The organism is Pigmentiphaga sp. YJ18, assembly GCF_038066655.1.
Lineage (GTDB): Bacteria > Pseudomonadota > Gammaproteobacteria > Burkholderiales > Burkholderiaceae_B > Pigmentiphaga.
In genome coordinates this window covers 426,903-439,062 of record NZ_JBBUKU010000004.1, presented here as the reverse complement: position 1 = coordinate 439,062, position 12,160 = coordinate 426,903, and the positions used below count along the sequence as shown (strand labels likewise).

The window sequence follows — 12,160 nt, the reverse complement described above, 5'->3', positions numbered from 1 at the left end:
AGATATCGAGCAGTATGAAGACTTGGGATCAACGCTTTTCCGAACCTGGCTACAAGTACGGAACCGCGCCCAACCGCTTCCTGGCCGAGCAGGAACCCCGCCTGCCGGCGGGCAGCCGGGTGCTATTGCCCGGCGACGGCGAGGGCCGCAACAGCGTGTGGCTGGCCGAGCGCGGGCATCAGGTGCTGGCGGTCGACAATTCGCAGGTCGGCCTGGACAAGGCGCTGGCCCTGGCGTCGAACCGGGGCGTCACCATCACCACGCTGAACGCGGACCTGGCGGCCTGGGCGCCGCCTCCCGCCACCTGTGCCGCGGTCGTGCTGGTCTACGTCCACCTGCCCAGCGCCTTCCGGGCCGACGCCCACCGGCGCCTGGCGGGCGCGCTGGCTCCCGGCGGCTGGCTGGTCCTGGAGTCCTTCCATCCCCGCCAACTGGCCTACCAGAGCGGCGGCCCCCGCGACGCCGACATGCTGAGCGACCTCGCCACGATACGCGCGGATTTCAGCGGCCTGCTCGAGGAAGTGCAGGGCTGGGAAGGCGAGGTGGAACTGGACGAAGGGGACGGGCACCGCGGGCCGGCCTTCGTGACCCGCTACGTGGGCCGCAAGCCCACCGTCTGAATCCCTTTCGGGTACCACCTGGGCGTATCCGGCATTTCCCTTCTAGAATAAGAATAGTTATTATTTGCCTTTTCCTTATTCAAGACGGGAAACCCATGTCCACCTCCACCCTCCGTATCTGGGGATGGCCGCTCGTGCTGGGCGCGCTGACCGCGACAGGACTCATTTCCGCCCTGGTTTCCGATAGCTGGGGCGACGCCTGGTCTTGGGCGGGACTGGGCGTCCCGGTCGCCACCATGCTGTGGTTCGGCCTGCGGCGCCAGCCCGACCGCCCGCGTTTCCACGCCTCGACCCGCAGGCGCGCATGACAGGCCGCGCGCTCTTCCCGCCCTTCCAGGAACCCTGACCCATGCCCTCCGCCCGTGCCCTGAAGACCTGGTCCTGGCTGCACAAATGGAGCAGCCTGATCTGCACGCTGTTCATGCTGCTGCTATGCCTGACCGGCTTGCCGCTGATCTTCCATCACGAACTGGGCCACCTGCTGGGCACCGAGGTCGAGGCGCCCGACCGGACGGACGACCGGGCCCGTGTCAGCCTGGACCGGGTGCTGGAGGTCGCGCAGGCACGCCATCCCGATCGCGTCATCCAGTTCGTCTCGCAGGACGAGGAAGACGACCGCGTCTGGTTCGTCACGCTCACCCCCACGCCCGCGCCCACCGACGACTTCCGCTCGGTGGCGGTGGATGCCCGCACCGGCGAAGTACTGGCCGAACCGCGCTTCGACGAAGGATTCATGTACGTCATGCTCAAGCTGCACGTGGACCTGTTCGCGGGGCTGGCGGGCAAGCTGTTCCTGGGCTTCATGGGGCTTCTGCTGCTGGTGGCCATCGTCACCGGCGCGGTGCTGTACGGGCCCTTCATGAAGAAACTGGAATTCGGCGACGTGCGGCGGCACCGCGCGCCCCGCGTCAAGTGGCTGGACCTGCACAACCTGCTGGGCGTGGTCACGCTGGTCTGGGCCTTCGTCGTGGGCGGCACCGGCATGATCAACACCTGGGCCGACCTGATGATCAAGTATTGGCAGTACGACCAGTTGAGCGCGCTGCTGGCGCCCTACCAGGGCCAGCCGGTCACGCCGCCCGCCCAGCGTGCCTCGCTGCAGAGCTCGATGGAAGCCGCGATGGCCGTCGCGCCGCACACCCGGCTGTCCTTCATCGCCTTCCCCGGCACGGCTTTCTCCAGTCCGCACCACAACACCTTCTTCCTGGCCGGCAACGAGCCGCTTACTTCCAAGCTGTTGCAGCCGGTGCTGATCGACGCCCAGACCGCCGAGGTCACCGCCTCGCCCAAGCTGCCCTGGTACCTGACGGCACTGCTGGTATCCCAGCCGCTGCACTTCGGCGACTACGGCGGCATGCCCATGAAGATCCTGTGGGCGCTGCTGGATCTGGCCACGATCATCGTGCTGGGCAGTGGGCTGTACCTGTGGGTGAAGAGGCGGCAACCGGCCGCCGCTACGGCCCGGAACACGCGCGCCACGGCCTAGCGACAGCCTCGGAACAGCCCGCGCGGGTGTGGCGATCCGCTATAGTAGCCACACCCAGCTTGGTTGCCGCGTGCATGTCCCACCCCGCACCTTCCCCCGACGCCCATCCGGCGATTTCGCCCGACATCTATTCGTTCTCGGACCTGTCCTCGCGGCCGGCCTCCGTGCAGCAGGCATACGCCCACGTGCGCAACGGCATCCTGGCCGGCCGCTATCCCGAGGGCGCGCGCATCACGGAAAAGGAAGTCGCTGAGGCGCTGGGGCTGTCGCGCACTCCTGTGCGCGAAGGCATACGGCTGCTGGTGGCCGATGGCTTCCTGGTGCTGCGACCCAACGCCGGCGCCACCGTGCGGATCTGGTCGGCTCCGGAAATCCGCGAGATCTATGCGGCGCGCATCCTAGTCGAATCGGAACTGGCCGCGCTGGCGGCCGAACGCATGGATGCGGCGACGCTGGCGGAACTGCGCGAGGTCCAGGACGAGATGGAATCGCGCGGGCCGGACGTCAGCCCCGTCAACCTCGACCGCATCAGCACCCTGAACCGGCGCTTCCATGCGCTGATCTACGATGCGGCCGGCAACCCACGCCTGCGCAGCATGCGCGCCAAGGCCGTCGAGATCAAGGTCATCCTGGGCACGCGGCGCAGCTATGACCGCGAGCGCCTGGCACGCACCTTCCAGCATCATCGCGAATTGCTCGACGCCTTCACGGCGCGCGATCCCGCGTGGGCGCGCGCCGTCATGCACTGCCATCTGCGGTCCGCGCAGTTCGCGCTGCTCGAACATCCCCACGCCGCCCAGGATTGAGCCCTGCGGCGCGCTCTGCGTCAGTAGTGCGACAACAGCCGGCCCAGCCCCTGGACCTTGTCGGGAATGCCGACCTGGCGCAGGGCATGCCAGTAAGTGGCGGCGTTGATCGCGATCACGGGCTTGTCCAGATACAGCTCGGCCGCCGCAGCCAGCCTCACCATGGACAGGTTGGTGCCAACCTGCACGATGGCATCGACGTCGTCGCCATCGAGTTCGCGTATCGCCTCGCGGCACATCTGGTCGGTGGTGTGCGCGATCAGGACCGGGCTGGGGCGACGCAGGCAGATATCGCGCACCACGGTGAAGCCGCAGTCTTCGAAGAAACGCCGCACCTCGGCATTGGCCACCGGAAAGTACGGCGACAGGAACGCCACGCGTCTGGCGCCGTAGGCGTGCAGCGCCGCCTCCAGCGCGAAAGAACCGCAGCTGACCTCGACGCCGGCGCGCTCGCGTATGCCCCGCAGGTAGTCCTCGGCGCCCTTGCGGCCGTTCCAGAAGGTCACGGCCGACATCCCCATGACGAGGTACTGCATCTCGCAGCTCTTGAGGACTTCCGCCGCATGCAGCGTGTTGGACGAAATCGCTTCCACCAGACGCAGGAAATCCTCGTTGTCGTCCACCCTCATGTCGGGGATCTCGATACGGCTGTAGTGATTGGTGACCCCGACCGGCCGCATATCATCGAAATCCGGCTGCACGATGGTATTCGTGGACGGTCCCAATACCCCGAACTTCATCCGGTAACCCAGGTGATCCATCTTGGACTCCTCAAGAAATGGCGGCAAGCAGCGCGTCGCGGTCCATCACGTCCGCGTACTTCTGCCGCAAGTCGAACAGGCTGGCCTGGTGCGGGCCCTGCGCGCGATCGCCCACGCAGTCCTCCACCACCACCGTCATGAAATCGTGCTGCATGGCGTCGATGGCCGTGGCGCGCACGCAGCCGCTGGTCGTGCAGCCCACCACCACGGCGGTATCCACGCCCCGTGCGCGCAGCCAGTCGGCCAGGCCCGTGGCGAAGAAGGCGGATGCGCTCTGCTTGCGCACGATACGCTCTCCAGGCTCGGGCGCGAGCAGGGACAGGATCTGCGAACACTCGGCGTTCTCGGTGAAGCGGGTCAGCGCGGGCGCCTTGCGGCAGAACACATTGTGGTCGCTGCCGTCGTCGGCGAACACCACGCGGCTGTGCGCCACGGGCAGTCCCAGGCCGCGGAAGGCCTGCAGCAGGGTCAGCGAGCGCTCGGCCGCATCGGCCACGTGGCGGCCGCCCAGCAGCGCTGGATCGACGAATCCGTTCACGAAATCGACCAGCACCAGCCCACAGCGCCGCCCCACACCCGACGGCCGGCCCAGCCCTTGCCGTTCATAGACGTCGATTTCGCTCATGCCTGTCCCTCTTCGTCGAGCGTACGATACCGGGCATCGAAACGTTCTACCCAGTCGAAACCCATCAGTCGGGAAAAATCGGCGAACGGATAGCAGGGCCCAATGGGCAGGCGGCCCTCGCCCAGCGCCCCGTACGCGTCGGCGCAGGCCTGCGCCGACGCCAGCAGCGCGGCCGTCGGATAGATGACGAGCCTGGCGCCCAGTTCATGGAGCTCGTCCGGAGTCATGAGCGGCAGCCGCGCGCCATGCCCCATGTTGACCATGAGAGGAACCCCCATGCAGCCGGCGAACGCGCGGATCTCGTCGCGCGACTCCGGCCCTTCGACGAACACCACGTCGGCGCCGGCGCGCGCGTAGCGCTCGGCGCGGCGCAGCGTCTCGTCCAGGCCCAGGCCCAGGCCGGTGCGCGCATCGGTGCGGGCGATAATCACCGTGCCAGCGTCCTCGCGCGTGTCCAGCGCCACCTTGATGCGCGCCTCCATCTCGGCGGCCGGCACCACCTTGCGGCCCCGCATGTGGCCGCAGCGCTTGGGATAGACCTGGTCTTCCAGCTGGATGGCCGCGGCGCCCGCGCGCTCGTAGCCGCGCACGGTATGCATGACGTTGATCAGCCCGCCGTAGCCGGTATCCGCGTCGCAGATCAACGCGGCCTCGCTGACCATCGCCATTTGCCGGACCCGGTCCAGCATGTCGGTGCCGTTGGCCAGGCCGGCATCCGGCAGGCCCAGGGCCGCCGCGACCACGCCGTAGCCGCTCATGAACAGCGCTTCGAATCCCGCCCGCTCCGCCAGCCGTACCGAGATCAGATCGTGGACGCCGGGCGCGACGATGGGCCCGGGGCCGGCCAGCGCCGCGCGCAGCCGCTGCCGTCGCGCCGAGGGCGGGCGCGTCGCATAGCCATTGTTCACGCGATGCTCCCGGCCCGCTCCAGCGCGTCGAACATCGACGTCTTGCGGATGTAGGCCAGCGCGGCCTCGGGGTCCGCGGCCGTGGCGCGCAATTCGGCATGAATGCGCGAACGGACGGACTCGTCGCGCTCTTCGATGAGCTGTTTGTTGCGGGCCGTGTTGGCGTTGATGTATTCGATGGCGACCGTGCGCCGCTGACGCTCGTACTGATCCAGCAGGCTGTCCGGCGCCCGTCCCGTGATGACCTCGATCAGCTTGGCGGCAAGATTGAAGGCGTCGTGCACGCCGCCGTTCATGCCCATGCCGCCCAGGGGATTGTTGATGTGCGCGGCATCGCCCGCCAGCAACACGCGTCCCAGCCGGAACCGGCTTGCCACGCGTTGATGCACCTTGTAGAGCGTGCGGTGGACGATCTCGTAGGCGCCGGCGCGGGGCAGGAGGCCCTGCAGACGGGCCTCGATGACCTCGTCCGACAGCACGTGCTCGTCCGACTCATGTTCGGCGGTGGGAAACAGCACCCGCCACAGCGATGGCACTTTCAACATCACGCACCACTCGTCGGGGTCCGACACATAGTTCACCCACGACAGGTTGTCGAAGTGCGACTCGAACGGGAAATCGGTGGAAACGACCAGGAAGCGCTCGGGATAGGTATAGCCCTCGAACTCGATGCCCAGGCTGCGGCGGACCGTGCTCCAGGCGCCATCCGCGCCGATCAGGTAGTCGCCGCGCACGTCTTCCATGCCGCCCGCCGTCCGGATCCGGATCGTGGCTGACTCCTCGTCCTGCCGCGCCGCCTCGACGGCGCAGCCGAAGCGCAGTGTCACACGGGGATGGTTTTCCAGCTTCCTGACCAGTTCGGCATTGAGCTTCCACTGCTCGCACTGCAGACGAAACGGATAGCGCGTGCTGCCGGCCAGGCGTTCCAGGTCGAACTCGGCGATCAGGCCCTTGCGCCGGTCGCGCTGCTGAGTCATCCGCGCCTTCAGGCCCGAGGCCACCAGCACGTCCGAGATACCGTAGGGCGCCAGCATGTCGAGGGTGGGAGGATGGAAGGTCGACGCCCGCAAATCCTCCATGACGTCGGCGTTGCGCTCGAACACTTCCACGTCCACGCCCGCCTCGGCCAGCACCATCGCGCTGACCAGCCCCACCGGGCCCGCCCCAGCCACCAGAACCTTTGCCTTAGCCATTTTCCGCTCATTTTGTACACAATCCATTCGAATAGTGATACGAACGAGCGAAAAAGTCCAGCCATTGCATTTGCCTCACCGACATGGAGAGAACTCGTCAAAATGCGCACAAAACAAGGGAAAACTGCACCAATCCTGGAACCTATAGAGAACGGACTCAAACTCTCCGACCCTATCGATCTTTAATCCCGGAATTACGGATTAACACCGATTGTGTACAAAAAGAGCCCTTCCTACCATGGACACACAGCTGCCTGGCACGCCTCGTGCCTGTACCGAACCGCTCCCCCACGTTTGAGGAATACGCACCATGCGCACCAAGCTTCTCAAGGCCTGCTGTCTCGCCCTGGCTACCGCGGCCCTCGGCGCCGGTCCCCTGGCCCACGCCGACGACGCCTACCCTTCCCGCCCGATCCGCATGATCATCGGCGGTGCCGCGGGCGGATCCTCGGATGTGTTCGCCCGCGCGATCAGCGAGCACATGAGCGTGACGCTGGGCCAGCCCATCGTCATCGAATACAAGCCGGGCGCGGGCACCAATATCGGCACGGAGTACGTGGCGCGCGCCAAGCCGGACGGCTACACCATTCTGCTCAACGGCCTGCCCATGGTGGCTAATCCGCACCTCTTCCCCGATCTGTCGTTCAACCCCGCCACCGATTTCATTCCTATCTCGGGAGTGTCGAAGATGACCAACGTCGTCACGGTCAATTCGACAGTGCCGGTCAAGACCCTGGCCGAGCTCATCGCCGCCGCCAAGAAGGCGCCCGACCGCTTCGTCTACGGATCCCCAGGCGAAGGCACCTCGACCCACATCGCCGGCGAAATGCTGTCGGCGCGCACGGGCGCGCGCTTCACCCATACCCCCTACCGCGGCAATGCCCAGGCCATGACCGACCTGTTGGGCGGCACGCTGCAGATGGGATTCGTCAATACGCCCGTGGCCGCCCCCTTCCTGAAGGAAGGCCGGCTGCGCGCGCTGGCCGTCACGTCCAAGGTCCGCTCGCCGCTACTGCCGGACGTGCCGACCGTGGCCGAGGCCCTGAACATGCCCGACTTCGACTTCAATGGATGGTTCGGGCTGTTCGCCCCCAAGGGCACGCCCGCAGCGGTAGTCGCCAAGCTGGAACAGGCCACGGCGCAGGCCCTGGCCGACCCCAAGGTCAATAAGATATTCGTCGACGGCGGCGCGGCGACCATGGAACCCGGCTCGGCCGCCTTCGCCAGCTTCCTGGCCGACGAACGGCGCCGCATCGATCCTCTGCTGGAAAAGCGCAACAAATGACCGCCGCCAAGGGGGCTCGCCCCCTTGGACTCAGGCCATGTTGGCGATGACCGATTCCCCGAATCCCGAGCACGACACCTGGGTCGCGCCTTCCATCTGCCGCGCGAAATCGTAGGTCACGCGCTTGGACTGGATGGTGCGCTCCATGGCCGGCAGGATCAGTTCGGCCGCCTCGTGCCAGCCCATGTGCTGCAGCATCATGCGGCCCGACAGGATCTCGGAGCTGGGATTGACGTAGTCCTTGCCGGCGTACTTCGCCGACGTGCCGTGGGTGGCTTCGAACACGGCCACCGAATCGCTCATGTTCGCGCCCGGGGCAATGCCGGCGCCCCCCACCTGCGCGGCCAGCGCCGACGAAAGATAGTCGCCGTTCAGGTTGGGCGTGGCGATCACGTCGAACTCGACCGGGCGCAGCAGCATGGTTTGCGAGAACGCGTCGATCAGGCAGTCCTTGATGAGGATGTCCCGGCCGGTGCGCGGGTTGCGGATGCGGCAGAACGGCCCCGCGTCGATGGTCTCGGCGGCGAATTCGCGGCGGGCGATCTCGTATCCCCAGTCGCGGAACGCGCCCTCGGTGTACTTCATGATGTTGCCCTTGTGCACCAGCGTGACCGAACGGCGGTCGTGGTCCAGGGCGTACTGGATGGCCTTGCGCACCAGGCGCTCGGTCCCCTCGCGCGACACGGGCTTGATGCCGATGCCCGAGGTGGCCGGGAAGCGCAGGTGCTTGGCTCCGAGCTTTTCCTCCAGCACCGTGATCAGCTCCACCGCCTCGGGCGAACCCGCGGCGTATTCGATCCCGGCGTAGATGTCCTCGGAGTTCTCGCGGAAGATGACCATGTTGGTCTTTTCCGGCTGCTTCAACGGCGACGGCACCCCGCGCAGGTACTGGATGGGCCGCAGGCAGACGTACAGGTCCAGCGCCTGCCGCATCATCACGTTCAAGGACCGGAAGCCGCCGCCCGGCGGCGTGCCCAGCGGCCCCTTGATCGCCACGACGAACTCGCGCAACGCGGCCACGGTCTCGTCGGGCAGCCAGCCGCCTTCGCCGTACAGCGTGGTGGCCTTGCGGCCGGCGTAGATTTCCACCCAGTGGATGCGGCGGGCCTCGCCGTAGGCCTTGGCCACGGCCGCGTCGATGACCTTGAGCGCCACCGGCGTGATATCGCGCCCGGTGCCGTCGCCTTCGATATAGGCGACGATGGGCTGGTCGGGCACGTTAAGGGAGAAATCCGCGTTGACGGTGATGCGGCTGCCCTGGACGGGCACCTGGATATGCTTGTAGGAAGACATGCGGCGTGTTTCCGGAACGATCGTTGAAGCAAGCCGCGTCGCGGCCCTGGCACAGGCCTGGAATTATCCCGTATTCGGCGGACCGGCGCCACGCGGGCAACGGCGGACCGGACAGGCTCGGCGGGTACAATGTTCCGATGATGTTCAACCCTACCCGAGACCAGGTCCGCCAGTTCTTCGCCGAGACGTGGCGCAAGCATCGCGCCGGCGAAGTCCTGACGCCGCTCGAGGCGACCGCGCTGGACTGGATCCTGGAACACCCGGAATACCACGGCGACCTGGAAAATCCCGAGGCTGCCCAGGCCGACTACAGCGTCGAAGCCGGCCGCACCAACCCTTTCCTGCACCTGTCCATGCACCTGGCGATCGCCGAACAATTGTCGATCGACCATCCGCCCGGCATCCGCGACGCCTACCAGCGGCTCGCCCAGCGCAAGGGCGCCCACGACGCCGCGCACGAAATCATGGAATGCCTGGGCCGCGTCGTGTGGGAAGCCCAGCGCCTGGGCACGCCGCTCGATACCGATGCCTATATCGAACTGATCCGCCAACGCGCCGGCTCGTAGGCCGCCGCATCCCCGCCACGCGGTCCTTCAGCAGGCCGGCCACGACATGGACGTCAAGCAGCTCCGATATTTCGTCGCCATTGCCCAGCAGGGCAGCCTTTCCGCGGCGGCGCGGCGCCTGCACGTGGTCCAGCCGGCCTTGAGCCAGGCCCTGGCGGCCCTGGAAACCGAACTCGGCACGCCTTTGTTCACCCGCGGCCCCACGGGCGTGGTCCCGACCACGTCGGGAACGGAACTGCTGCACCATGCGCTGGCCATCCTCAGGCAGATCGACCGGGCCAAGGCTGCCATCCAGTCCACCCTGGACACCGCCAGCGGCCCGGTGCGCATAGGCATCCTGCACAGCGCCGCGCCGGTCGCCTGCGCCCCGCTGTTCACCCGCCTGCGCCAGGAGGCCCCCGGCATCCAGCCCCAGTTGGTGGTGGGCTATTCCGACGCCCTGGCTCAGCGGCTGCGCCGCGGCGAACTGGACCTGGCCATGCTGGTGCTGGCCAGTGACGAGCGGGGAGAATCCGACGCGCATCTGTACGAGGAAAACATCTGCCTGGTGACGCCGGCCAGCCATGCCGGCGGAACCCCGCCGCTGGAACTGCCGAGCCTCCAGGACTTTCCCCTGCTGCTGTCCATGGCACAGCCCCTGCACCAGTCGCTGCTTGCCCTGGCCCAGGCCCGGAAACTCCGGCTGAACATCATGGGCGGCGTGGAGGACATTTCCTCCCTCCTCCTCTTGTGCGAAGCCGGCCAATTCTCCACCCTGCTGCCCGAAGGACTGGCGGGCACGCTGACGCGAGGCACGTCGCTGGTCGTCCGGCGCATCGCCCACCCCGCCTTCTCCCGCCGCGTCGTCGTGCGCGCCTGCCCCGACCTGCCCAAATCCCATGCCGTCATCGCGGCCGAGCGCATCATGAAGGCCACGCTGGCAAGCCAGGCTTGACTGCCCGCCATCACGCGGGGTGATGGCGCTCTCAAAACTTCCTATTACCGGCTCGCCGGCCCCAGCCGCTAGGATCTCGGCTCCGAGACCCTTCCTTCCACGAAGCTAAGCATGCGGCCCAATTTCCTGATGTTCATCGTCGACCAGCTGTGCGCCGATCACCTCGGCTGCTACGGCAACACCACGGTGCGGACCCCGAATATCGACCGGCTCGCCGAGCGGGGCTGGACCAGCTCGAACACCTACGTCGCCACGCCGATCTGCATGCCCAACCGCTCCAGCCTGATGACCGGCCGCATGCCTTCGGCCCACGGCGTCCGCCACAACGGCCTGCCGCTGGGGCTGGAAGCCGTAACCTTCCCGGAGTTGCTGCGCGAGGCCGGCTACGCCACGGCACTGATCGGCAAGTCGCATCTCCAGACCATGACGGACCATGCGCCGCTTCCCGATCCCAGGACGCCCCGCCGGGCCCGTGACGGCGCCCGGCATTACCCCGGGGACTATCTGCAGGAAAGCGTCGCCAGCTGGCGCGGCCACGAACACCCCATGAGCCTGCCCTACTACGGCTTCGGCCATGCGGAGATCGGCATCGAACATGGCGACGACATCAACGGCCACTACCGGCAATGGCTGCGCGGTAAGTGCGCCGACGCGGAAACATGGATCGGCCGGTCCAATGCCCTGCCCAGCGACTACGAACTGGCTGCGGTCGGCCAGGCCTGGCGCACGCGCGTACCCGAAGCCTTGCACCCCAGCGCGTGGGTAGCCGAGCGGACCTGCGACCGTCTGCGCGCCTATGCGCGGAACGATGCGCCGTTCTTCCTGTATGCCTCGTTTCCGGACCCGCACCATCCCTATACGCCGCCGGGCCGATACTGGGACATGTACCGTCCGGAGGACATGGCGCTGCCCGCCTCCTACCGCTCGGACACTCCGCCGCCCCACCTGGCGTGGCTGCGCCGGCAGCGCGACGCGGGGCGCGCCCACAAGACCTCCATGGCCTGCTTTGCCGCCACGGAACGGGAAGTCCGGGAAGCGACCGCGCTGAACTACGGCTCGATCAGCTTCATCGACGCGAACATCGGCCGCGTGCTGCAGACCCTGGAGGAATGCGGGCTGGCCGACAATACGGTGGTGATCTTCACGGCCGACCACGGCGAATACGGCGGCGATCATCAACTGCTGTTCAAGGGCTCGCTGCACTACCGCAGCCTGATACGCACGCCGCTCATCTGGTCCGGACCCAACGCCCGGCGCATCCGGGAAGACGGTCTGCTCTCGACCATCGACATCGCCCCCACGATCCTGAAGGCAGCGGGCGTCGAGGCCTGCAACGGCATGCAGGGCATGTCCTTCCTGCCCTCGATCCAGGCGCGGCCGTTCCAGGCCCGCGACGCGGTGCTGATCGAAGAGGAAGGCCAACGGACCTATTTCGGCTTCGACGCCCCCGTCCGGATGCGAACCCTGGTCCATCCCCGCTACCGGCTCAGCGTGTATGACGGCGTGGAATGGGGCGAACTCTACGACCGCCTGGACGATCCGCTCGAATGCGCCAACCTCTGGGACAGCGCCGCCCACCGCGACATCCGCGACGCCCTGATCCAGCAGTTGCTGCGCCAGGCCATGGCGCACCCGGACACCGCCCTGTCGCCGCTGGCCGTGGCGTGACGGACAAAATACTGA

At 67.1% G+C, this 12,160-nt stretch carries 13 protein-coding genes; 8 read left to right on the top strand and 5 right to left on the bottom strand.

Going from position 1 to position 12,160, the window contains the following annotated elements; genetic code table 11:
• Nucleotides 1-14 precede the first annotated feature (14 nt).
• The 4 genes from WKR98_RS24550 to WKR98_RS24535 all read left to right on the top strand — a co-directional run bounded on the left by WKR98_RS24550 (nt 15) and on the right by WKR98_RS24535 (nt 2,912).
• Nucleotides 15-620, top strand: coding sequence for a class I SAM-dependent methyltransferase (locus tag WKR98_RS24550; RefSeq protein WP_341434904.1), 606 nt, complete (start codon nt 15-17; stop codon nt 618-620).
• Nucleotides 621-715: 95 nt separating this feature from the next.
• On the top strand, nt 716-928 hold the full coding sequence (locus WKR98_RS24545) for a hypothetical protein (RefSeq protein WP_124690170.1): 213 nt from the start codon (nt 716-718) through the stop codon (nt 926-928).
• Nucleotides 929-969: 41 nt separating this feature from the next.
• Complete coding sequence (locus WKR98_RS24540) at nt 970-2,106, top strand: PepSY-associated TM helix domain-containing protein (RefSeq protein ID WP_124690171.1); 1,137 nt, start codon at nt 970-972, stop codon at nt 2,104-2,106.
• A gap of 74 nt (nt 2,107-2,180) precedes the next feature.
• A complete protein-coding gene (locus WKR98_RS24535; RefSeq protein ID WP_341434903.1) occupies nt 2,181-2,912 on the top strand; it encodes a GntR family transcriptional regulator in 732 nt (243 codons plus the stop codon).
• Between the two features lie 20 nt (nt 2,913-2,932).
• Here WKR98_RS24535 and WKR98_RS24530 read toward each other — a convergent pair whose 3' ends face one another.
• The 4 genes from WKR98_RS24530 to WKR98_RS24515 are packed head-to-tail and all read right to left on the bottom strand — an operon-like array spanning nt 2,933 to nt 6,399.
• The gene (locus WKR98_RS24530; RefSeq protein ID WP_124690173.1) at nt 2,933-3,673 is read right to left on the bottom strand and encodes a maleate cis-trans isomerase family protein; all 741 of its coding nucleotides are present in this window, start codon (nt 3,671-3,673) and stop codon (nt 2,933-2,935) included.
• Nucleotides 3,674-3,683: 10 nt separating this feature from the next.
• A complete protein-coding gene (locus WKR98_RS24525) occupies nt 3,684-4,298 on the bottom strand; it encodes an isochorismatase family protein (RefSeq protein WP_124690174.1) in 615 nt (204 codons plus the stop codon).
• Nucleotides 4,295-5,206 carry an isocitrate lyase/PEP mutase family protein gene (locus WKR98_RS24520; protein ID WP_341434902.1) on the bottom strand — a complete coding sequence of 304 codons (912 nt, stop codon included), beginning with the start codon at nt 5,204-5,206 and terminating at the stop codon, nt 4,295-4,297. Before WKR98_RS24520 ends, WKR98_RS24525 begins: the two co-directional genes overlap by 4 nt.
• Complete coding sequence (locus WKR98_RS24515) at nt 5,203-6,399, bottom strand: FAD-dependent oxidoreductase (RefSeq protein ID WP_124690175.1); 1,197 nt, start codon at nt 6,397-6,399, stop codon at nt 5,203-5,205. The genes WKR98_RS24520 and WKR98_RS24515 overlap by 4 nt, the downstream gene beginning before the upstream one ends.
• Before the next feature lie 310 nt (nt 6,400-6,709).
• On the opposite strand from WKR98_RS24515, the gene WKR98_RS24510 reads away from it, so the two are divergent.
• Nucleotides 6,710-7,684 carry a Bug family tripartite tricarboxylate transporter substrate binding protein gene (locus WKR98_RS24510; protein ID WP_124690176.1) on the top strand — a complete coding sequence of 325 codons (975 nt, stop codon included), beginning with the start codon at nt 6,710-6,712 and terminating at the stop codon, nt 7,682-7,684.
• 30 nt (nt 7,685-7,714) lie between these two features.
• Here the strand turns inward: WKR98_RS24510 and icd are convergent, their stop codons facing one another.
• Complete coding sequence (gene icd / locus WKR98_RS24505) at nt 7,715-8,977, bottom strand: NADP-dependent isocitrate dehydrogenase (RefSeq protein WP_341434901.1); 1,263 nt, start codon at nt 8,975-8,977, stop codon at nt 7,715-7,717.
• 140 nt (nt 8,978-9,117) lie between these two features.
• On the opposite strand from icd, the gene WKR98_RS24500 reads away from it, so the two are divergent.
• From WKR98_RS24500 to WKR98_RS24490, 3 genes are all read left to right on the top strand, one after another.
• A complete protein-coding gene (locus WKR98_RS24500) occupies nt 9,118-9,543 on the top strand; it encodes a DUF1841 family protein (protein WP_341434952.1) in 426 nt (141 codons plus the stop codon).
• 46 nt (nt 9,544-9,589) lie between these two features.
• A complete protein-coding gene (locus WKR98_RS24495; protein ID WP_124690178.1) occupies nt 9,590-10,477 on the top strand; it encodes a LysR family transcriptional regulator in 888 nt (295 codons plus the stop codon).
• 111 nt (nt 10,478-10,588) lie between these two features.
• Complete coding sequence (locus WKR98_RS24490) at nt 10,589-12,145, top strand: sulfatase family protein (protein WP_341434900.1); 1,557 nt, start codon at nt 10,589-10,591, stop codon at nt 12,143-12,145.
• Nucleotides 12,146-12,160: the final 15 nt, after the last annotated feature.